The organism is Qipengyuania marisflavi, from assembly GCF_005884405.1.
Classification (GTDB): domain Bacteria; phylum Pseudomonadota; class Alphaproteobacteria; order Sphingomonadales; family Sphingomonadaceae; genus Qipengyuania; species Qipengyuania marisflavi.
This window is the reverse complement of the sequence record NZ_VCAO01000001.1, coordinates 767,019-788,202: the sequence shown is the minus strand read 5'-3', so window position 1 is coordinate 788,202 and position 21,184 is coordinate 767,019. Positions and strand designations below refer to the sequence as shown.

22 protein-coding genes are annotated in these 21,184 nt (G+C 62.4%); 14 read left to right on the top strand and 8 right to left on the bottom strand.

Going from position 1 to position 21,184, the window contains the following annotated elements; translation table 11 throughout:
• Window positions 1–24 precede the first annotated feature (24 nt).
• The 3 genes from FEV51_RS03875 to FEV51_RS03865 all read right to left on the bottom strand — a co-directional run bounded on the left by FEV51_RS03875 (window position 25) and on the right by FEV51_RS03865 (window position 2,176).
• On the bottom strand, window positions 25–768 hold the full coding sequence (locus tag FEV51_RS03875; RefSeq protein WP_138616031.1) for a thioredoxin domain-containing protein: 744 nt from the start codon (window positions 766–768) through the stop codon (window positions 25–27).
• 128 nt (window positions 769–896) lie between these two features.
• Window positions 897–1,616 carry a thioredoxin domain-containing protein gene (locus FEV51_RS03870; RefSeq protein ID WP_138616029.1) on the bottom strand — a complete coding sequence of 240 codons (720 nt, stop codon included), beginning with the start codon at window positions 1,614–1,616 and terminating at the stop codon, window positions 897–899.
• Window positions 1,613–2,176, bottom strand: a complete 564-nt coding sequence (locus FEV51_RS03865) for a DUF721 domain-containing protein (RefSeq protein ID WP_138616406.1) — start codon at window positions 2,174–2,176, stop codon at window positions 1,613–1,615. The genes FEV51_RS03870 and FEV51_RS03865 overlap by 4 nt, the downstream gene beginning before the upstream one ends.
• A gap of 29 nt (window positions 2,177–2,205) precedes the next feature.
• On the opposite strand from FEV51_RS03865, the gene FEV51_RS03860 reads away from it, so the two are divergent.
• Entirely contained in the window at window positions 2,206–3,252 is a 1,047-nt protein-coding gene (locus FEV51_RS03860; protein ID WP_138616027.1) for an A/G-specific adenine glycosylase, read from the top strand.
• Here the strand turns inward: FEV51_RS03860 and FEV51_RS03855 are convergent.
• Window positions 3,249–3,470 (bottom strand): hypothetical protein, encoded by a 222-nt coding sequence (locus tag FEV51_RS03855; RefSeq protein WP_138616025.1) that lies wholly within the window; start codon window positions 3,468–3,470, stop codon window positions 3,249–3,251. The two genes, FEV51_RS03860 and FEV51_RS03855, sit on opposite strands and share 4 nt — an antisense overlap.
• 143 nt (window positions 3,471–3,613) lie before the next feature.
• Between FEV51_RS03855 and FEV51_RS03850 the strand changes: the two genes are divergently transcribed.
• Genes FEV51_RS03850 through FEV51_RS03840 form a run of 3 tightly spaced genes read left to right on the top strand, consistent with a single transcriptional unit; the run spans window position 3,614 to window position 6,480 of the window.
• Window positions 3,614–4,918 (top strand): serine hydrolase domain-containing protein, encoded by a 1,305-nt coding sequence (locus tag FEV51_RS03850; protein ID WP_138616023.1) that lies wholly within the window; start codon window positions 3,614–3,616, stop codon window positions 4,916–4,918.
• A 6-nt stretch (window positions 4,919–4,924) separates the two neighbouring features.
• Entirely contained in the window at window positions 4,925–5,794 is an 870-nt protein-coding gene (gene nudC, locus FEV51_RS03845) for an NAD(+) diphosphatase (RefSeq protein ID WP_138616021.1), read from the top strand.
• Complete coding sequence (locus FEV51_RS03840; RefSeq protein WP_138616019.1) at window positions 5,791–6,480, top strand: DsbA family oxidoreductase; 690 nt, start codon at window positions 5,791–5,793, stop codon at window positions 6,478–6,480. Before nudC ends, FEV51_RS03840 begins: the two co-directional genes overlap by 4 nt.
• Before the next feature lie 56 nt (window positions 6,481–6,536).
• Here FEV51_RS03840 and FEV51_RS03835 read toward each other — a convergent pair whose 3' ends face one another.
• On the bottom strand, window positions 6,537–7,328 hold the full coding sequence (locus FEV51_RS03835) for a histidine utilization transcriptional repressor HutC (RefSeq protein ID WP_138616017.1): 792 nt from the start codon (window positions 7,326–7,328) through the stop codon (window positions 6,537–6,539).
• 40 nt (window positions 7,329–7,368) lie between these two features.
• On the opposite strand from FEV51_RS03835, the gene hutI reads away from it, so the two are divergent.
• Genes hutI through hutG form a run of 4 tightly spaced genes read left to right on the top strand, consistent with a single transcriptional unit; the run spans window position 7,369 to window position 12,717 of the window.
• Complete coding sequence (gene hutI / locus FEV51_RS03830) at window positions 7,369–8,571, top strand: imidazolonepropionase (protein WP_138616015.1); 1,203 nt, start codon at window positions 7,369–7,371, stop codon at window positions 8,569–8,571.
• Window positions 8,565–10,109, top strand: coding sequence for a histidine ammonia-lyase (gene hutH, locus FEV51_RS03825; protein ID WP_138616014.1), 1,545 nt, complete (start codon window positions 8,565–8,567; stop codon window positions 10,107–10,109). The genes hutI and hutH overlap by 7 nt, the downstream gene beginning before the upstream one ends.
• Window positions 10,102–11,778, top strand: a complete 1,677-nt coding sequence (gene hutU / locus FEV51_RS03820) for a urocanate hydratase (RefSeq protein WP_138616013.1) — start codon at window positions 10,102–10,104, stop codon at window positions 11,776–11,778. The genes hutH and hutU overlap by 8 nt, the downstream gene beginning before the upstream one ends.
• 9 nt (window positions 11,779–11,787) lie before the next feature.
• The gene (gene hutG, locus FEV51_RS03815; protein WP_138616012.1) at window positions 11,788–12,717 is read left to right on the top strand and encodes a formimidoylglutamase; all 930 of its coding nucleotides are present in this window, start codon (window positions 11,788–11,790) and stop codon (window positions 12,715–12,717) included.
• 136 nt (window positions 12,718–12,853) lie between these two features.
• Here hutG and FEV51_RS03810 read toward each other — a convergent pair whose 3' ends face one another.
• Both FEV51_RS03810 and mgtE read right to left on the bottom strand, forming a co-directional pair.
• On the bottom strand, window positions 12,854–13,243 hold the full coding sequence (locus tag FEV51_RS03810) for a DUF1489 family protein (protein ID WP_138616011.1): 390 nt from the start codon (window positions 13,241–13,243) through the stop codon (window positions 12,854–12,856).
• Window positions 13,244–13,442: 199 nt separating this feature from the next.
• On the bottom strand, window positions 13,443–14,894 hold the full coding sequence (mgtE, locus tag FEV51_RS03805; protein WP_138616010.1) for a magnesium transporter: 1,452 nt from the start codon (window positions 14,892–14,894) through the stop codon (window positions 13,443–13,445).
• Between the two features lie 111 nt (window positions 14,895–15,005).
• Here mgtE and FEV51_RS03800 point away from each other — a divergent pair, with 111 nt between their 5' ends.
• The 6 genes from FEV51_RS03800 to FEV51_RS03775 all read left to right on the top strand — a co-directional run bounded on the left by FEV51_RS03800 (window position 15,006) and on the right by FEV51_RS03775 (window position 20,344).
• A complete protein-coding gene (locus FEV51_RS03800) occupies window positions 15,006–15,470 on the top strand; it encodes a peptidylprolyl isomerase (protein WP_138616009.1) in 465 nt (154 codons plus the stop codon).
• 13 nt (window positions 15,471–15,483) lie between these two features.
• Window positions 15,484–16,842 (top strand): tRNA (N6-isopentenyl adenosine(37)-C2)-methylthiotransferase MiaB, encoded by a 1,359-nt coding sequence (gene miaB / locus FEV51_RS03795; RefSeq protein WP_138616008.1) that lies wholly within the window; start codon window positions 15,484–15,486, stop codon window positions 16,840–16,842.
• A 91-nt stretch (window positions 16,843–16,933) separates the two neighbouring features.
• Window positions 16,934–17,965, top strand: a complete 1,032-nt coding sequence (locus FEV51_RS03790; protein WP_138616006.1) for a PhoH family protein — start codon at window positions 16,934–16,936, stop codon at window positions 17,963–17,965.
• Complete coding sequence (ybeY, locus tag FEV51_RS03785; RefSeq protein WP_138616004.1) at window positions 17,965–18,453, top strand: rRNA maturation RNase YbeY; 489 nt, start codon at window positions 17,965–17,967, stop codon at window positions 18,451–18,453. Before FEV51_RS03790 ends, ybeY begins: the two co-directional genes overlap by 1 nt.
• 20 nt (window positions 18,454–18,473) lie before the next feature.
• Window positions 18,474–19,391, top strand: coding sequence for a hemolysin family protein (locus FEV51_RS03780; RefSeq protein WP_138616002.1), 918 nt, complete (start codon window positions 18,474–18,476; stop codon window positions 19,389–19,391).
• 68 nt (window positions 19,392–19,459) lie between these two features.
• Window positions 19,460–20,344, top strand: coding sequence for a LysR substrate-binding domain-containing protein (locus FEV51_RS03775; RefSeq protein ID WP_138616000.1), 885 nt, complete (start codon window positions 19,460–19,462; stop codon window positions 20,342–20,344).
• Here FEV51_RS03775 and FEV51_RS03770 read toward each other — a convergent pair.
• On the bottom strand, window positions 20,341–21,177 hold the full coding sequence (locus FEV51_RS03770; RefSeq protein ID WP_138616404.1) for a lysophospholipid acyltransferase family protein: 837 nt from the start codon (window positions 21,175–21,177) through the stop codon (window positions 20,341–20,343). The two genes, FEV51_RS03775 and FEV51_RS03770, sit on opposite strands and share 4 nt — an antisense overlap.
• Between the last annotated feature and the right edge of the window lie 7 nt (window positions 21,178–21,184).

Sequence of the window (21,184 nt, the reverse complement as noted above, 5' to 3'; positions counted from 1 at the left end):
CGCCTGTCCCCCGCTGCCGCTGCGTTATCTGGCGCCGGCGCGCTGGAGAATGGGTTCGAGCGCGCTCCAGGTGATGGCGTCAACCTTCTGGCCGTTGACCATCAGCGTGGGCGTGCCGGTGATGCTGAATTCCTCACCCTGCGCGCGGGTGTCTTCGGCCAGCTGTTCCATCGCCGGGATATCGGCAAGGCAGCTGCGCGCCTGATCTTCGCTGATGCCGCGGGCGGCGAAGAAATCGTAATAGCCGGCGACCTGCGCGAACGCGCCAAAGCGCTGTTCCATCGGTTGCTGCATGGCAGCTTCCAGCGCGGCGGCATTGGTCTGCAAGGGTGCCAGCAGCGTTTCGAGATTGGCCCAGATCTGGTCAGACAGCGGAACCACCGCTTCGGGCGAGGAACAGCGGGCCAGCCGCGCCAGCACCACGTCGACCGTTCCGTGCAGCGCGAAATTGCGCAGTTCGAAGCTGACCACGCCGGAATTGACGTATTTGTCCATCAGCGGCTCCACCCCTTCCACGCTGAAACGCGCGCAGGTGGGGCAGGTGAGCGAGCCATATTCGACCAGCTTGATCGGGGCATCGGGATTGCCGACCAAATGGCCGTTATACTTGGTGACCTGCACCGTATCGCGCCACGCGCTGCCCGCCGGGGCAGGGACTGCGGCGATGGCATCGCCTTCCAGCGATCCGGGTTCTTCCGCGCCGGAATTGCACGAGGCGAGCGCCAGAGCGAGCGGGGCGGCGATGGCGAAACGCAGGGTCTTGATCATGGGATTCCTTCGTGGGGCCGAAACAGTCGATTGACCGGAGAGGCTAGGACAAGCGCCGGGACAGGTGAAGCGCGGCGGCGGCCTTGTTCACAGGGCTGTCCCCCGCAAAATCCTGCTGGTCGTGATGCTCAGATAGCCTTGTCGAGATGCGGCTGGAGCATTTCCCAGCCATGGGTGCCTTCCAGCAGCGTGCCGTCCAGCATGAAACTGGGCGTGCCCTTGATGTCGTAAGCCACCATGTCCGCACGCGAATTTTCGGCCAGCGAATTGGCTTTCGCCTCGTCAGACAGGCATTTGTCGAGGTCGGGCCGCGAATAACCGCGCACCAGCATGATTTCGTAAAAGTCGAGATCGCTGGCAATCGCCTGGAAGCGTGCGCCAACGGTGCCGAACTGCCAGCGGGCGCGCTGCGCCTGGGTGGTCTTGCGTGCCTTGTCCAGCCAGACGTCCTGACGGATCATGATCGCTTCGTGATTGCCGAAGAATTTGTCGGCCGGGCCGCAATGCGTCAGCAGTGCAGCGGCCAGATCGACCGGGTCGCGCACCAGATGGCGGATTTCGTAATTGATCTTGCCCGTGGGGACATACAGCAGTTTCAGCGCGCCATCGCCGGTGCGCGCAAATTCGGCGCAGTGCGAGCAGGTGTAGCTGACATATTCGACCAATTTGGCCTTGGCTTCGGGATTGCCGATGCGGTGCCCACCTTCGGTTTCGGCAACCATCACCGCCCAATTGGCGCGCTTAGGCTCGGAAGAAGGGGAATCCTGTGCCGCAGCGGGACCGATTGCCGCGATACAGCTGGCTGCTGCGAGCATGACTGCTTTGGCTGCTCCGAAAGTCTTTCTCACGTGTCTGCTTCCCCATCTTCTTCTTGCGAACCGATGCTGCGCGCCAGTGATTCGAGCACTGTGCGCAGTTCCGGGTCGCCAATATCGCGCAGACTGTCGCCCAATTCCATCGGAATCGGTTTTAGCGACGGCGGCGCGGCTGGACGGGTTTTGCGCTCTGGCGGCTTAACTGCACCTTGCCGCAGCTTGATCCGCGCCACGGCGCGATAGCCGAAGAAACGGTTCACCCGCTCGATAATCTCCGGGATCACCTGCTGGATCAGCGGCGCATTGGCAGACACCACCACCAGTTCAAGGATACCGTCCGATTTCTCGCCCGGTGGAAAGCGGATCATTTCCGGTGCGCAGACCCGTGCGTGTGCCTCGCCCACAATTTCGGGCCAGCGGCTGACGACGGAGGATTGGACAAAGCCGAAGCGGCGAAACGCGCTGCGGCCGATTTGCGGCATCAGATCGGCGATTGCCTTGGCGCTGCCGCCGCGCGGGCGCTGCCACGCGCGCGGCGTCTTGCCCGGCTTGCGAGCGGTGCCTTTCGGCTTGGCTTTATCATCCCGTTCCATTGCGCCGGGGGTCATGCCATAGCCGCGCGGTGACCGCCACTGCCACTGCCACCATTCCAGACAAATTGCTCGGCTGGTACGATGCCCATGCCCGCACGCTGCCGTGGCGCGCACCGCCCGGCACACCGCCGCCCGATCCCTATCGCGTGTGGTTGTCCGAAGTGATGTTGCAGCAGACCACTGTGGCGGCGGTAAAACCCTATTTCGCAAAATTTACCAATAGCTGGCCCACTGTCGAAGCATTGGCGGCAGCCCCAGAGGAAGCCGTTATGGCGGCATGGGCAGGGCTGGGCTATTACTCGCGCGCCCGCAATCTGGTGAAGGCGGCGCGCGCCGTGGCGCAGCGGGGCGGCTTTCCCGATACCGTGGAGGAATTGCGCAAGCTGCCGGGGCTGGGCGCTTATACCGCCGCTGCTGTGGCGGCGATCGCCTTCGGACGGCGCGCGGTGGTGGTCGATGCCAATGTCGAGCGGGTGACAGCGCGGCTGTTCGCCATTGCCGAGCCGTTGCCCGCCGCGCGCAAAGCGATCCGCGCCGCGACCGACACAATCACGCCGGACGCGCGCGCCGGAGATTTTGCGCAGGCGATGATGGATCTGGGCGCGACGCTGTGCACCGCGCGCGATCCCAAATGCCTGCTGTGCCCACTCAGCGCCGATTGTGCGGGCAGGGCAACTGGCGAACCGGCGCAGTTTCCCGTCAAAGCGCCCAAGCAGGCCAAGCCGATGCGGACAGGCCAGTGTTACTGGATCGAACGCGCTGGCGCCGTTTGGCTTGTCACCCGCCCGCCCGCCGGGATGCTGGGCGGGATGCGCGCCTTGCCCGATGACGGGTGGAGCGTGCACGGTAATGGCAGCGGGCAGTCCCCGGTCACTGGCGCTGGCGAGCCGCTGGGCGTGGTGCGCCACGGTTTCACGCACTTCACGCTGGAGTTGTCAGTTGTGCGCCATCAGACCGCAGCGCCGATTGCGGGCGAGGGGACATGGTGGCCCATCGACCGGATAGAGGATGCCGGATTGCCCACCTTGTTCGCCAAGGCCGCGCGACTGGCACTGGCCCAAAGCGGTGAGGCTTAGATAATCCCGCCGCCCAGGCTCAGCCGGATGGCGGCAATGGCCAGCACGATCAGGCAGAAATTACGGCCGCCATTGGTCGAAGACAGCGCTCCGATCCCGGCACCCGCCACTGCGAATGGCAGTGCCAGCCAATTGCCCCAGCCAAGCAGCGGAATGGCCGAGGGGATGACGATGACCAGCGAAATGATCCCCAGCAGGATCGAGAGTAGATTAAGCATGTGTCTTATATGCATAGCACAGCCGCGCATTTCAAGGCTGGTTTTACTCTCGCCAATTCTCCAACGGTTTCAATTCGCAATTGACCGTTCATCGCGGCTCCCGCACAGATGCACCGCAAAATAATCAGACGGAGAGACCACGCATGGCTTATCGCGATTTCGCAGACCCACAATTCTCGCGGCGTTCGCTGCTGCGCGGCGGGGCATGGCTGACCGCCGGTGCCGCCATGTCGGGCCTGCCGATGGGCCGGTTGGCGATGGCGCAGCCGGGCGGCACGGGTTGGACCAATGTCGCGGCGATGGTCGATAAATATGTGGGCGAGCGCAAGGTCGCCAATATGGTTGCGGCGCTGGGCTGGGGTGACAAGGACCCGGCATTTATCGCACGCGGTGAACTGGCGTTTGGATCAGGAGTGCGCGCGGATGCGGAAAGCCTTTACCGCGTCTATTCAATGACCAAGCCGGTCACCGGCATGGCAGCGATGATGCTGATCGATGATGGCAAGCTGGGCCTCGATCAGCCGATTGCCGAGATACTGCCCGCCTATGCCAATATGATGGTGCAGAAGACCTATGACGGGACGATCACCGATCTGGTCCCTGCCGATCGCCCGATCACGGTCCGCCACCTGATGACGCACACCGCCGGGCTTGGCTATGGCATCGTCCAGAAGGGCGCGATCAAGGATCATTATGAGGAACAGGGGCTGGTCCCCGGTCAGGTCAGCCGCATTCCGATCCCCGGCCTTGGCCGTTCGGTGGCAGTGGCCGGGCTGGACGTCTTCGCCGACCGGCTGGCCAAGGCGCCGCTGGTCCTGCAACCGGGCACCAAGTGGAGCTATTCGGTCGGTCTGGACCTGCTGGGCCGCGTGATCGAAGTTGCCAGCGGGATGAAGTTCGACGAATTCCTGCGCACGCAGATTTTCGAACCGACCGGCATGAACAGCACCTATTTCGCGGTTCCGGCCAGCGAGGCGCGCCGCCTGACCACCAATTACGGTATCCTCAACGGCACCCCGCTGCCGATCGATCCGGGCTCGGCCTCGATCTATCTCGACACGCCGCCCTTCCCGATGGGCGGGGCCGGTCTGGTGTCCAGCCCGCGCGATTACGACCGCTTCTTGAAGATGTTGCTGGGTTATGGCGTTATCGACGGCAAGCGCGTGATGGGCGAGCTGGCCGTGCGGGTCGGCACATCCAATCTGCTGCCCGAAGGCGCCACCACCGAAAACACCTGGATCGCGGGTCAGGGCTTCGGCGCTGGCGGGCGCGTGCAGGACGGGGCCTATGGCTGGGGCGGGGCCGCCGGAACGGTCGCTTTCGTCAGCTACAAGGCCAATCTGCGCGCCAGCATGTACACGCAATACATGCCGTCCGAAGCCTATCCCATTCACGGCGGCTTCCCGGCTGCGGTGATGGCTGATCTGGCGGCGATGCAGGGGGCGTAACGCCTGATGATCGCCTTCACCGGATCGCCGATCGACCGGGCGGACAATATCCGCGCCGACCCATCGGTATTGGCCGGGCTGATGAACTGGCGTGCGCGGCTGTTGGTGATGGACGGGCTGAACCCGGTGTTCGACGATGCCGGGTCGCTGACCTGGGGCACGCTGGCCGATGCAGAGGAAACGGCAGAGCTGGTGTTCCTCGGCATGATGGCGGGCAAGGCTTGCTTTGCCGCTGTACCGGACCAGGGGGCGGGCAGTCCGGCCTATGCCGATCCGGCGATCTGGCAAGCGATGCAGGTGCTCAGCCCGGGCGATCTGGCGCTGTATGGCGGTGCGCGCAGTCTGGTGGACTGGCACGCACGGCACCGCTTTTGCGCCCGCTGCGGCGCGACGACCAAGCTGGCCAAGGGCGGCTGGCAGCGTGATTGTCCGGACTGCGCCGCGCTGCATTTCCCGCGCACCGATCCGGTCACCATCATGCTGGTCGAACATGAAGACCGCCTGCTGCTGGGCCGCCAGCCGCGCTTTCCGCCGCGCATCTATTCCGCGCTGGCGGGCTTTGTCGAACCGGGCGAAAGCATCGAGGAGGCCGTGGCGCGCGAGGTGTATGAGGAAGCGGGCGTCCGCGTGCGCGATGTGACCTACATCGCCAGCCAGCCGTGGCCCTTTCCCAGCCAGCTGATGATCGGCTGCCACAGCTTTGCCGACGACCCTGACCTCACCATCGACCGGACCGAACTGGACGATGCCCGCTGGTTCACCCGCGCCGAGCTGGAGACTGCCCGCGCCGCAGGCGAACAGGGCACGGAGGATCTGGTCTTCCCGCGATCCTATGCGATTGCGCATCATCTGGTAACTTGGTGGATGGACAAATGACCAACGCGCGCAGGCTGACAATCGACATCTGGTCCGACGTGATGTGCCCGTGGTGCCTGGTCGGCTGGGGCAATCTGCAACAGGGGCTGGCACTGGTGGCGGGCGAGATCGACGCCGAAGTGCGCTGGCACGCGTTCGAGCTTAACCCCGATATGCCGCCCGAGGGCGAAGAGCGCACCGCCCACATCGCGCGCAAATATGGCCGCACTATGGAACAGTCGCGCGGCGTGCAGGGCCAGATGCGCGAAGCGGCGGAGAAAGCCGGCGTATCGCTGGATTACACTGGCGCCGAACCGGCCCCCGACGCGATGATGTGGAACACCTTTGCCGCGCACAAATTGCTGACCTGGGCGGGTGAGGAACACGGCGCAGCCCAGCAGACTGCACTCAAGCTTGCGCTGTTCACCGCCCATTTCAACGCCCGCCGCCCGATTGGCGAGCAGGCCGTTCTGCTCGACATTGCCGAGGAAACCGGCCTCGACCGCAAGGCCGCCGCCGCCGCGCTCGCCAGCGAGGAATATGCCCGCAAGGTCCGCGCCGAAGAAAGCGCCGCCTGGGACATGAATATCACCGGCGTCCCCGCGATGCTGATCGAAGGCCGCTACATGATCCCCGGCGCACAGGGCGCGCAGGTTTACGCCGACGCATTGCGGAAGGTGGCTGAGAAGGTTGCGGCGGCGGGTTAGGCAGCTGGCGTCTGGCGTTCCCGCAAAATGAGCCACAAACGGCGTGCCGCAGCGCTTTAATCAAACACGCCAGTTTGTGTCGTAATCGAAAACAGATCTGCCGGGTGGCTCATCTTGACCAGCGTTACAGGCAGGATGTCGAGGTGGGTTTGCCGTTCGATTACAAACAGAGGGTAGCCCTTCCTGATCTTCAGGTGCCGGGCCTGTGTGCTATCTGCAGCTTCGGCCCTCAGAACTGTGCCCACGGCGGAATAGGGCACTTTTTCCACAAGCCACTCATTGGGGCTCTTGTTATCGAAGTTTGTTTCCGCCGCATCCGGTACAGCATCCAAATTGATCAGCCTGTCTTCAAACTGGTAGGGTCGCCCGTCCGACAGGTGCAGGCAACAGATATGGAAGAGCGGCGCGCCCTTGAAATGTCCGGTCTTGTCGAGAGCGTTGCCGCCCTTTTCCGCCGAGAGTAATTCATAGCCATAATCCGCGCCGCTATCGATAATCTCATGGCGGACGATGGGGATTGTAAGCGTTGACGAGTGGGCGATGCGCGAGGCCACTTTGCTGCCCGCTTTGCGTCGGCGCACGATTATGCCTTGCTGAACCAAATCAGCCATCGCCCTGCGGATGGTGCCGCGTGCCACGCCAAATTCGGCAGCCAACTGCTCTTCATGCGGCAGGTTGCCGCCCGCAGGCCATATCTGTCTGGTGATCCGATGCAGCATCTCGGCCCTGATTTTCTCGTATGCGTGCATCAACTTCCTGACCTTGGTGCGCTTTGGTCGGCCATGCCGGAACTGTCTGTAAAAATACACCAGCGCAGGTGATTGACAATGACGATTATGTATAGACATATTAGCCCTCTGCCTATCGCCAATGACTCGGGATTCGCCAATGTCTGACTGCTATATTCTGACGGATGCTCGTCTCGCACCCATGCATCTGGAGGGGGAGGCAGGTTACTCGCAGTCCGGCGCTATTGGGGTCGAGGGCGACACGATCGCTTTTGCGGGCGCTGAGATTGATATCCCTGAGCGCTTTGATCAGATGCCGCGGCGACCGCTGGGCGGACGCCTTGTCACGCCGGGACTGATCGATTGTCATACGCATCTTGTCTATCATGGCTCGCGGGCGCGAGAGTTCGAGATGCGGCAAACCGGTGCGAGCTATGAAGAGATAATGCGCGCGGGCGGCGGGATATTTTCCACGGTTAAGGCGACCCGGTCAGCCACAGACGAAGAGTTGCTGGCGGGCGCTCTAACGCGAATTGACCGCCTGATTTCAGACGGCACAACGACGGTTGAAATCAAATCCGGATATGGGCTGGATTTAGAAACTGAACTTCGCATGCTGCGCGTCGCACGGATGATCGAGCAGCATCGCCCCATTCGGATCTGTACAACTTTTCTGGGGGCGCATGCTTTCCCCAAACATATGGAAGCCGATGATTATCTGACCGAAATCTGCCTTCCAGCGATGGAGGCTGCAGCGGCAGAAGGGCTGGTCGATGCGGTCGACGGGTTCTGTGAAACGGTTGGATTTTCGGCGCGGCAGATTGAGCGTGTTTTTGAACATGCGGCAAAGCTTGGCCTTCCCGTCAAAATCCACGCTGAACAATTATCAGATCAGGGCGGCGCGATCCTGGCGGCCCGTCACCGGGCCTTGTCCGCCGATCATCTTGAATTCCTGAGTGACGAAGGCGTTGCGGCAATGGCGGCCGCTGGCACAGTCGCAGTCCTGCTGCCCGGCGCATTTTATATGTTGAAGGAAACCCGCAAACCGCCCGTTGAAAAACTGCGCGAAGCGGGTGTGCCGATGGCGCTTGCCACTGACAGCAATCCGGGATCATCACCGATGACTTCGCTGCTTCTGGCCATGAATATGGGCGCGATTTTGTTCGGGCTTTCGCCGCAGGAATGTCTCGAAGGGGTCACGGACAATGCGGCCCGGGCGTTGGGGCTTTCGCAGGTTGGTCAGTTGAAGTCCGGAATGCGCGCCGACCTCAATATCTGGGATGTGACCGACCCTGCAGAACTGACCTACCGCATGGGCGATGCGCCCTTGCAGCAACGTATTTTTGGAGGTGTCACATGCTGACCCTGTCTCCTGGGAAAGTCAGCCTGGGCGCGCTCGAACGGATCTGGCGTGACGAATTGCCGGTATCGCTGGATGATGCAGCGCGCGAAAGAATTGCCGCTTCGGCTGCGCGAATAGGGAAGGCAGCAGCTGGGCCCGATGCCGTCTATGGCGTCAATACCGGGTTTGGAAAACTGGCCTCCATCCGCATCGCCTCAGAAGATACCGAAACGCTTCAGCGCAATCTGATCCTGTCGCATTGTTCGGGCGTAGGCGCTGACACGCCGCGCCCGGTCAAACGGCTTATGATGGTGCTCAAGCTGATTTCTCTGGGCCGCGGCGCGTCAGGCATCAGGCCGGAAACAGTCACGCTGCTGGAAGCCATGCTGGAGGCGGGGGTTCATCCAGTTATTCCCGCGCAAGGGTCGGTTGGCGCTTCGGGTGATCTGGCACCGCTCGCGCATATGGCTGCGGTCATGATGGGTGAGGGAGACGCGGAGTGGCGCGGTGAGGTGATGTCCGGTGCGGCTGCGCTTGGCAAAGCCGGATTGTCGCCAGTTGTGCTGGGCCCAAAGGAAGGGCTGGCCCTGATCAACGGGACGCAGTTTTCAACTGCGCATGCGTTGGCCGGGCTGTTCAATGGTTGGCACGCAGCGATGACATCCCTGCTTTCCTCCTCGATGTCGATTGATGCCGCAATGGCATCGACCGCTCCGTTGATAGAAGAAATCCACACTCTGCGCGGGCATCCCGGCCAAATAGCAGCGGCTGCAACCATGCGCGCACTGCTGAACGGAAGTGATATCCGCGAAGCGCATCGTGAAGACGATCCGCGCGTGCAGGATCCATATTGTATGCGCTGCCAGCCACAAGTTGTGGGGGCGGCAATGGATATACTGGCACATGCAGCCATTACCTTGCGGCGCGAAGCCAATGCCGCGACCGACAATCCGCTGGTGCTGACATCGGAAGACCGCATTGTTTCGGGCGGCAATTTCCATGCCGAACCGGTCGCATTCGCCGCCGATATCATTGCTCTGGCCCTGGCTGAGATAGGCGCAATTTCACAGCGCCGGATCGCGTTGCTGGTGGATCCAACGCTCAGCTTTGATCTGCCGGCGTTTCTGGCCGCGGATCCCGGCCTCAATTCGGGGATGATGATTGCCGAAGTAACCAGCGCCGCCTTGATGAGCGAGAACAAGCATCTGGCCAATCCATGCTCAACCGATTCGACACCGACCAGCGCCAATCAGGAAGACCATGTCAGCATGGCAGCGCATGGCGCGCGCCGATTGGGGCTGATGGCAGACAATCTGTTCCGGATATTGGGCATCGAAATCTTCAGCGCGGTCGAGGGTATCCGTTTTCGCAGTCCGCATAAGACCAGCCCGGCCCTGATGGCGGTGGCAGAGCGGTTTCACGGCGACGTCGCACCGTTGACGCAGGACCGTTTTCTCAGCCCCGACCTTGAAGCCGCAGCACGCCTTGCCGAACATTTTGCCTTGCTGGACGCCGCAGCAATATCCTTCCCAAAGATTGAGGATTTTCTCGATGGTTGATCGCTCTCACAACAGCCGTGCGGTGTTCCCGCCGACAGGCACGAAGCTGAACGCGAAAAGCTGGCTTACCGAAGCGCCGCTGCGCATGCTGATGAACAATCTTCACCCCGATGTTGCAGAAAATCCTGACGAGCTGGTGGTTTATGGCGGGATCGGGCGGGCGGCGCGCAATTGGGCGGCTTTTGATGCCATTGTCGAGAGCCTTAAGGCACTGGAATCTGATCAGACATTGCTTGTCCAATCGGGCAAGCCTGTTGGCGTATTCCGGACCCATGCCGATGCGCCCCGCGTGCTGATCGCCAATTCCAATCTGGTCCCGCATTGGGCGACCTGGGATCACTTCCACGAGCTCGATAAGAAAGGCCTGGCGATGTACGGCCAGATGACGGCCGGTTCGTGGATTTACATCGGTACGCAGGGCATCGTTCAGGGCACTTACGAGACTTTTGTCGAGGCTGGCCGCCAGCATTATGGCGGCGACCTGACTGGCAAGTGGATCCTGACTGCCGGACTGGGCGGGATGGGCGGTGCGCAGCCGCTTGCAGCGGTTATGGCCGGGGCATGCTGTCTGGCCATAGAATGCGACGAAACCCGCGCGGATTTCCGGCTTCGCACAAATTATGTCGATGAAAAGACCAGCGATGTTGATGAAGCGCTGGCGATGATCGATCGCTGGACATCGGCAGGTGAAGCGAAATCGGTCGCGCTGATCGGTAACGCGGCGGAGATTGTGCCGGAGCTGTTCCGGCGCGGTGTCCGTCCCGATATTGTGACCGACCAGACCAGCGCGCATGATCCTGTTCATGGGTATCTGCCCATCGGATGGGGCGTTGCTGAATGGCGCGCGAAACAGGAAAGCAACCCCAAGGCGGTCGAAAAAGCCGCCCGCGCCGCTATGAAAATCCACGTCAGCGCAATGGTGGATTATCACAAGGCCGGCGTGCCCACCGTCGATTATGGCAACAATATCAGACAGGTCGCCTTGGAAGAGGGGCTGGAAGATGCCTTTGCCTTCCCCGGCTTCGTGCCCGCCTACATCCGCCCGCTGTTCTGCCGCGGCATCGGCCCGTTCCGCTGGTGCGCGCTATCGGGCGATCCCGAGGATATCTATAAGACCGATGCCAAGGTAAAGGAGATCATCCCCGATGATCCCCATTTGCACAATTGGCTCGACATGGCGCGCGAGCGGATCAGTTTTCAGGGCCTGCCCGCGCGGATATGCTGGGTGGGGTTGGGGCAGCGCCACAAGCTGGGACTGGCTTTTAACGAAATGGTCCGCAGCGGCGAATTGAGCGCGCCGGTAGTCATCGGGCGCGACCATCTGGACAGCGGCTCTGTCGCGTCCCCCAATCGCGAAACCGAGGCCATGATGGATGGCAGCGATGCGGTTTCGGACTGGCCATTGCTCAACGCCCTGCTCAACACCGCGAGCGGCGCGACATGGGTCAGCCTGCATCATGGCGGCGGCGTTGGCATGGGCTTTTCCCAGCATAGCGGCATGGTCATCTGCTGCGACGGAACCGAAGATGCCGACCGGCGGATCGGCAATGTCCTGTGGAATGACCCGGCGACAGGTGTGATGCGCCACGCCGATGCGGGTTATGAAGATGCCATCGCCTGCGCGCAGGAACACGGGCTCGATTTGCCCGGTATTGCCGGTGTGGGCTAGAGACCTTTCATGCCGGTAAATGTCATCCCTGCGCCCCCGTGGAGTGGCCGCTCTGATCCTGAAGACGGGGCGGGTGCGGTCCGCCTGCATCATATTGTTCAGGACAACGCCGGGCGCGCGCTGATTGGTTTTGCTTGCGAGGCCGGTGTTATCCGCAACAAGGGGCGAGGGGGCGCACATGCAGGCCCAGCGGCACTGCGCGGCGCACTTGCAAACATGGCCGCACCGCCGGATGCCAAGCCGTTCTCCGATCTTGGCGACATTGATGTCACGGCCGACGATCTGGAAGCGGGACAGTCAGCGCTGAGCGATACGCTCGCAGAGGTATTGCAGCAGCACGAGAGGGTGATCGTACTGGGCGGCGGGCACGAAACCGCCTTTGGCAGTTATTGCGGGCTGGCGGCACGCTATCCGGGCAGGCAGATCGGTATCATCAATCTGGATGCGCATCTGGATTTGCGATTGACCGGCGACAATGGTCCATCATCAGGCACGCCTTTTGCCCAGATCAGAGAACTGGACCCCAACAGATTTGATTATCTGTGTCTTGGTGTTGCCGAAGAATCGAACACCCAAGCCCTGATGAACCGGGCGCGGGATTGGGGAGTCAATATCGTTACCGATCACGCCCTGATTGCCGATCGGAACGCTGCCAACCGCGCTATTGACGAGCTCGTTGCGCGGTCGGATATCATCTATCTGACAATCGATATAGATGTGCTGCCGCATTACGAGGCTCCCGGTGTCAGCGCTCCGGCTGCACGAGGGGTGCCGTTCGCCACCATCGAATATCTGGTTGGCTATATCCTGAGCCAGAGCAAGCAGTCGGGGCGTCCCTGCCCGCTGGCCGATATAGTGGAATTGTCGCCGCCAAATGATCCACAAAATGTGACAGCGAAGAGCGCTGCACTCTTGGTGCGGCGCCTACTGTTCTCGTAAGAAGTACAGAAACAGACCCGTCAGATCAGGCAGGACAGCAGCTATCACCGATGTCTGCCGTCCACCGCAGCTTGCGGACGTCGGCGCTGGTTCGCAGCATTGTTGACAGCCAACAATTGCGGATATCCGTCCTGCTTCAGATCAACCCCAGCCGCTCCAGCTTGCCTGCCAGTTTGCCCGGCAGCACATCGCCGATATCCTCGCCCTCTTTAAGATCGCGCGGGGGGTCGCCTTTGAGGTAGCGCCAGCCCTGGTGGGCGCGTTTGGGGCGGGGCATTACGCGGATCAGGCGTGGTTCCAGGTCGATGGACCAGCGCCCGTCGCTCGTCTCGCTGAAGCCAAAGATTTCGCTGCGCGCGACGATGCTGTGCTGGTGAATCCAGTAGAGCGATCCGCCGATGCACTGCTCCCACTTCGTCGGGCGATAGCGGGTGGTCAGGTTCGGGCTGCGCCGCGCGCTGTACCAGCCTTCGATATCGGCAAAGCTTTTCGCACCGAAGGCGATCTTGGTCAGGTTGAGCGGCATGGCAGAGCAGATAGCAAACGCAGCCGTTTTTGCGACCAGTGTTTTTAATTTTCCTACAGCCGAAGCGCGGGTGCATTCGTAGCAGACGATGTGTTTTTCCGCTGATATTCAAACTGTGCCGACACTGTTTGCAGTGCCGTTACGGGCGGCCGGTTTTTTCTATCCTGGACCGTGTAACACCCGGTCCATGTCTCCCGCCCTATCCGGCAATCCCGCTGAGCACGGCGAGGCCGAGGAAGGCGAAGAAGCCCATCGAATCGGTGATCATGGTCACGAACACGCTGCTGGCGACGGCGGGATCCTGATCCAGCCGCTCGAACGCCACGGGCACCAGCACGCCCGCCATTCCGGCAACGAAGACGTTGATCACCATCGCCAGCGCAATCACCACGCCCAGCGTCGGTCCGAAGATCACCGCTGTCGCCGCGCCGACCAGCAGCGCGATGGTCGCCCCGTTCAGCATCCCCACGCGCATTTCGCGCCACAGGATGCGCCGCGTGTTGCTGCGCGTCAGCTGGTTGGTGGCAATCGCGCGCACCGTGACGGCCATCGTCTGGGTGCCCGCATTGCCGCCGATGCTGGCGACAATCGGCATCAGCACGGCCAGCGCCACCAGCTGTTCGATGGCCGCACCAAAGGCGGCGATGATCAGGCTGGCGACCAGCGCAGTGCCAAGGTTGGCGACCAGCCAGCGCACGCGCGCGGAATAGGCATCGCGGATCGGTTCGTTGATGTCGCCTTCACCCGCACCCGACAGCAGAAGCGTATCCTCGCCCGCTTCTTCGGAGATGATGTGGACCACGTCATCGACGGTCATCTGGCCGACCAGCCGACCGCTGTCGTCGATCACCGCGGCGCTGATAAGGCCGTATTTCTGGAACATCAGCGCGACTTCTTCCTGGTCGAGCATGGCAGGGATCAGTGTCTGGTCACGCTTCATCACATCGCCCAGCGCGATGGCGCGGGGGGTGCGCAGGATCCACGAGAGCTGGCAGGTGCCCACCGGATGATGGCCCGCATCGACCACGAAGATCTCGAAGAAATCTTCGGGCAGTTCATGCCCATCGCGCAGAAAGTCGATCAGCTGACCCACGGTCATGTGTTCGGGTACCGCCACGAAATCGCGGCTCATCAACCGGCCGGCGGTTTCCTCGGGATAGCCCAGCGCGGTTTCGATCGCGATGCGGTCTTCGGCGTCGAGTTCGGCAAGGATGGCCTGCTGGTCATCCTCGTCCAGATCCTCGATCAGCTGGACCGCGTCATCGGTATCGAGCTGTTCGGCGATCAGCGCCACGCTCGCCGCCGGGAGCGATTCCATCATGTCCTCGCGGACGTAGTCGTTGAGCTCGGCGACCACTTCGCTGCTCATCAGATCGGTGATGGCCGCGGCCAGCTCGTGCCGCTCGTCGCGGCTCAGCAGTTCGAGCAGATCGGCGATGTCAGCGGGGTGGAGCGGTTCGACCAGCTCGTACACCGCCTGCTTGTCGCCAGCGTCCAGCCCGTCCTGAATGGCGCGGATATAGCCGGGCTTGAGCGTATTCTCCTCGTCCATCCGCTCGTCATCGATGCGGTCGTCCGGACGCGCGCCTTCGCCTGCCGGCAATTCCGCCAGCATCAGGTCATCTTCATCGGGGCGCGGGGTCTCGGCCATGGCGTCGCTCTAGGCGGTGCCCGATCAAAATCAAGACCAGCGGGGCCGCTGCGGGGTGACACAGGCCGCACAATCCCTATATCGGCCCGCAACCCTTCAAGGAGATCACAAATGTCAGGCGATAAACTCACACTCACCCTGGATTGCGGCGATGGCAAAGGCGGCGATGTCGTCATCAAGCTGCGCCCCGATCTGGCCCCCGGCCATGTTGCGCGGATAACCGAGCTTGCCAAAGACGGGTTCTACGATGGCGTGGTGTTCCACCGCGTGATCCCCGGCTTCATGGCGCAGGGCGGCGACCCGACCGGCACCGGCATGAGCGGCAGCGACAAGCCTGACCTCAAAGCCGAATTCAACGCCGAACCGCACACCCGCGGAACCTGCTCGATGGCGCGCAGCCAGATGCCCGACAGCGCCAATTCGCAGTTCTTTATCTGCTTCGACGACAGCCATTTTCTCGACGGGCAGTACACCGTCTGGGGCCAGGTCGAGAGCGGCATGGAACACGTCGACGCGCTGCCCAAGGGCGAACCGCCACGCGAGCCGGGCAAGATTGCCAACGCGAGCGTTTCCTGATTCCGGAACAACGATGAGCACCGAGGCACCCCCCAAGACCTATCGGGTCGAGAGCTTCGGCTGCCAGATGAACGTCTATGATGGCGAGCGGATGGGCGAAATGCTGTCCGAGCGTGGGATTGCGCCTGCTGCCGATGGCGAGGATGCCGATCTGGTGGTGCTGAACACTTGCCATATTCGCGAGAAAGCGGCGGAGAAGGTCTATTCGCGTGTCGGGCGGCTCACCAAGGCCGGGCGCAAGGCGGGCAAGCAGCCGCTGATCGCGGTAGCTGGCTGCGTCGCTCAGGCCGAGGGTGAGGAGATCATGGCGCGCAGCCCGGCGGTCAGCATGGTCGTCGGCCCGCAGGCCTATCACCGCCTGCCCGAAATGCTCGAACTGGCGGTGGCCGGTGGACGCGCGACCGACACCGATATGCCCGCGATTGCCAAATTCGCGGCCCTCCCGCCCAGAAACGCAGGGGGCCGCAAAAGCGCACCCGCCGCGTTCCTGACCATCCAGGAAGGCTGCGACAAATTCTGCACCTATTGCGTCGTGCCCTATACGCGCGGCGCGGAAATCTCCCGACCGTTCAGCGACCTGGTCAATGAAGCACAGAAACTGGTCGAAGCGGGCGCGAAGGAAATCACGCTGCTGGGCCAGAACGTCAGCGCGTGGAGCGACGAGGATGACAAGGGCCGCGCAGTCGGGCTGGCGGGGCTGATCCGCGCGCTAGCCAAGGTCGATGGCCTTGCCCGCATCCGCTATACCACCAGCCACCCCGCTGACATGGATGACGCGCTGATCGCGGCGCATGGCGAGATCGAGAAGCTGATGCCGTTTCTGCATCTGCCGGTGCAGGCGGGCAGCGACCGCGTGCTCAAGGCGATGAACCGCAGCCACACGGTGGACAGCTATCTGCGCCTGCTCGAACGCTTCCGCGAGGCCCGCCCCGATCTGGCGCTGAGCGGCGATTTCATCGTTGGCTTCCCCGGTGAAACCGATGCCGAGTTCGATGAGACGCTGAAGCTGGTCGATGCAGTCGGCTATGCACAGGCGTTCAGCTTCAAATATTCGCCGCGCCCCGGCACGCCCGCCGCGACGATGGAAGGGCAGGTGGCGATGGAAGTCATGGACGAACGCCTCCAGCGCCTGCAAGCCGCGCTCAACCGCGACCAGCACGCTTTCAATCAGGCCAGCGTGGGACAGACCTGTCAGGTCCTGGTCGAGCGCAAGGGCAAGCACGAAGGCCAATGGCTGGGCAAATCGCCCTGGCTGCAATCGGTGTGGTTCGAAGGGGACTGCGCCATCGGCGATCTGGTGCAGGCAGAACTGATGGAGGCCGGGCCGAATTCGCTGGCCGGGCGCGTGTTGATACCCGCCCACGCCACATAAATACGCGCAGCTTTCCACCGGCTTGTCGCAGCCTCTCTTGCGCCGCGACAATGTGGGCCTAGATTTGCGAATCACAGATCGAAAGGAGCGCATGGCCCGTAAACCCGCACGAAGTGCCGATCGGCCCTTCAGCCCGCCGCCAAGTCCGCAGCGCGAAGTGCGCCGTGCGCAGATCGATGTCAGTTTCGACAACCAGAGCCTGCTGGGCGCGTTGTTCGGACAATTCGATGCCAATCTGGTGCAGGTCGAAAACCGGCTGGGCGTGTTTATCTCTGCCCGCGGTGACCAATTGCATCTGGAAGGGCCGGAGGACGCGGTTGCCCGCGCGCGCGATGTGCTGACCACCATGTATGACCGGCTGGCTCAGGGACAGGATCTTGATGCCGGTGCCATCGAGGCGCTGATTGCCATGTCGAACGAGCCAACGCTGGAAGGGATCATCTCTGGCAAGGTCGATGCCCCGCCGATCATGATCCGCACCCGCCGCAAGACCATCGTGCCGCGCAGTGCCATGCAGGTCGATTACATGCGCAGTCTGGTGCGTGACGATATCATCTTTGCGCTTGGCCCCGCAGGCACCGGCAAGACCTATGTGGCGGTCGCACAGGCGGTGGCGCAGCTGATTACGGGCAGCGTGCAGCGGCTGATCCTGTCGCGTCCAGCCGTGGAGGCGGGCGAGAAGCTTGGCTTTCTGCCCGGCGATATGAAGGAAAAGGTCGATCCCTATCTGCGCCCGCTGTACGATGCGCTGTATGATTGCATGCCGCCCGAACAGGTGGAGCGGCGGCTGGCCTCTGGCGAGATCGAGATTGCGCCGATCGCCTTCATGCGCGGGCGCACGCTGGCCGATGCCTTCGTGATTCTGGACGAAGCGCAGAACACCACGCGCGAACAGATGAAGATGTTTCTCACCCGCTTTGGCCAGAACAGCCGGATGGTGGTGTGCGGCGATCCGCGTCAGGTCGATATTCCCGGCGGTGACCGGATGAGCGGGTTGGCTGATGCGGTGGACAAGCTGGAGGGGGTGGACGGCTTCGGCACCATTCGCTTCACCGCCGCTGATGTGGTGCGCCACCCGATCGTAGGGCGCATCGTGGAAGCCTATGAAGGTGTGGACCCTTAATGGATCTGGATATCGAAATCGACGGTTGGCCGCGTACCAGTGACTGGGCCGATCTGGCCGAACGCGCGCATGAGGCGGCCGAGCGGGTCGAGACCCTGCTGGCCAACCGGCGCCTGTCTGCCAGCATCCTGTTCACCGTCGATGCCGAAGTCCGCACGCTGAACCGCGAATGGCGCGCCAAGGACCAGCCCACCAATGTGCTGTCCTTCCCAATGCTGACGCGCGAAGAACTGGCGGCGCTTGAGGGCGAGGGCGGGCCGGAAATGCTGGGCGATCTGGCGCTGGCGCATGAAACCTGCGCGCGCGAGGCGGCGGAAAAGGGCATCACGCTGGAGCAGCACGCGGCGCATCTGCTGGTCCACGGAATGCTGCATCTGGCGGGTCATGATCATGTGAATGATGACGCACAGGCGGAAAATATGGAGGCGCTGGAGATTACAGCGCTTGCGCACATGGGGCTTGCGGACCCATATGGGGATCGCGACTAGAAGGAGCGCGTTAAGCGGCTATGGCCGACACTAATTCACCCGCAGGAGATGCGGACAGTAGCGGCGGGCTGTGGCTCGCAATCCGGAAAATTTTCGATCCCGAAAGCGGCGACCGGTCCCTCCGTGCGCAGCTTGAGGACGCTATCGACGAGCATGAGGTCGAAAATGGCGACGAGGAGGAGAGCGAGGCCGTCAAGGGCGACCTGTCGGGCGTCGAGCGCCAGATGCTGCGCAACCTCCTGCATTTCAGCGAGCATGATGCCGACGATGTAGCGGTGCCGCGCGGTGAGATTGTGGCGCTGTCGGCAGATGCCGCGTGGGACGAGGTCGTGGCGTCCTTTGCCGAGCATGGCCATTCGCGGATGCCGGTCTATCGCGACACGCTGGACCGCGTGGTGGGGATGATCCACATCAAGGACATCTTCCCCTTTCTGGCGAGCCAGGACGAGCCGCCGGCCGACTGGACCGTGCTGATGCGTCAGCCGCTCTATGTCCCGCAAACCCGTAATGCCATTGATGTGCTGGCCGATATGCGCCAGCAACGCGTCCACCTCGCCATCGTGCTTGATGAGTTCTCTGGCACGGACGGACTGATCACTATCGAGGATCTGGTCGAGGAAATTGTCGGCGATATCGAAGACGAACATGACGATGCCCCCGAAGAACTGATCGTGCCGATTGGTGACGGAATGTGGGATTGCGACGCGCGGGCCGAACTGGATGACGTCGCGGAGCAGGTCGATCCCCGGCTTGGCGAAGTGGCCGAATCGGTGGACACGCTGGGCGGTCTGGCATTCGTACTGGCGCAGCAGGTGCCCGAGGTGGGCGCGGTGCTGGAGCATTCGAGCGGGTGGAAAATCGAAGTGACTGGCGGTGACGAACGCCACGTTACCCGGCTGCGGCTGCACGCCCCGGATGACACCGCAGCGGCAAGTTAGACGCGGCTGGTTGCGAAAATAGCAATTCATCCTCGACAAGCGCGGCCCGCACTTGCAAGGTTCGCAGCATGGCGACCCGCCGGCTTCCTCCCCTCCGCGCGCTCGAAGCTTTCGTGCGCACCGTCCGGCTCGGCTCCGCCCGTGCGGCTGCGGACGAGCTTGGGCTGAGCCCATCGGCGCTATCACGGCGGATCGGCAATCTGGAAGAATTCGTCGGCAAGAAGCTGTTCACACGCGCGCGGCAGGCGATGCAGCTGACCGACGATGGTCATGCATTCTACGAAGCGGTCAATCCGCAGCTAGAGGCGCTGGCCCGCGCGGTGGAAAGCCAGTCGGAAAATCTCTCGCTCTTGCGGCTGCACCTTGGTGTCTTGCCGCTGTTTGGCACACAGCGGCTGTTCCCGCGGCTGGCCGAATTGCGCGCCAAGCATCCGCTGCTGCATATCGACATCGATACCGGCGCGCATCTGGAGGACCGGGTGGGCGATCTGCTCGATGCCGCGATCATCCTGTCGCGCGGGCCGAGCACCAGCCTGCACGCGGTGCGGCTGGATTATAACAAGGTGCACGCGATCTGTAGCCAGGAACTGGCGGACTCGCTTGGTCCTGAGCCCGATCCTGCGCGCTTGGCGAAGCAGACATTCCTGATCCACAACGAATTGCCTGAAAGCTTCGTGGCGTGGAAAGCCGAGATGGAGATGGTCGATTTCGAACCGGTAGCCATTGACCACTTCGATTCAGGGCAGCTGATGCTCGAAGCCGCAGCACAGAACCTTGGCATCGCCATCATGCATGATGACCACCTCGCCCGCGCGCATGACAAGCGGCTGGCGCGATTGTTCGATGTCGAGGTTGAAAGCCCGTACAGCTATTGGTTCGTGTGCAAACCGACCGCGCTGGAAGAACGGCCCGTGCGGCTGTTCCATGATTGGCTGGTCAGCGCCGGGCTTTAGCTTTCCGGCGTGTCAGGCTTGTCCGGCTCGTACCGCACCGCCGCCACCGTATGCGCGAAACTGCGCAAGGGCTTGCCCAGCGATGCCAGCAATTCGTTCTCGATCGCCTCTCGTGCGCGGGCGGCGATTGCCTTGCGGCCGGGGAAGTCAGCGGGGCTGAACGGTTCGAGGAAATGGATGCGCAGGCGGAATGTGCCCTGTCGGCCCAGCACCCGGCGGCCATTGTTCGGGCCGTTTTCATTGCCGATCCAACCGATTTCCTCAGCAGCTTCGCCATAATCCATCAGCACGGGCTGGACCATTACGCCAGCAGGCGGCGGTTCGAGGACGGACAGCATCGAGGATTTGAACGGCAGCAGAGAATGGCCGTCAGTTGTCGTTCCTTCGGGGAACACTGTCACAGACCAATTGTCCTGCAAAGCCTCACGCAGTGCATTGATCTGTTCGGCCACGCCCATGCGGTTCTCGCGCTTGACGAAAACGGTGCGGTTGAGCGTGCACAGCCAGCCGATGACCGGAACCTGGCTCAGCTCCCACTTGGCAACGAATGCGGTGCCGCTCGCGCCCGCCAGCGCCAGAATGTCGATCCATGAAACGTGATTGGAGATGAAAAATACGTCGCGGCGCAGCGGAGTGCCGACCCGCTCGACACGCGCGCCGATCACCCGCGCGGTCAGGCCCAGAAACCACATCGGGAAGGGTGATCCATAGGCAAAAACGCGGTACAGATAGTGCAGCGGCACGAAGACGATCAGCAGGGCGATGATCCCCACCAGACGCAGCGCAAACCGCAACCATCCCATGACGGATAGCGGCGTGGTCGCCCCATGCATCGCGTCG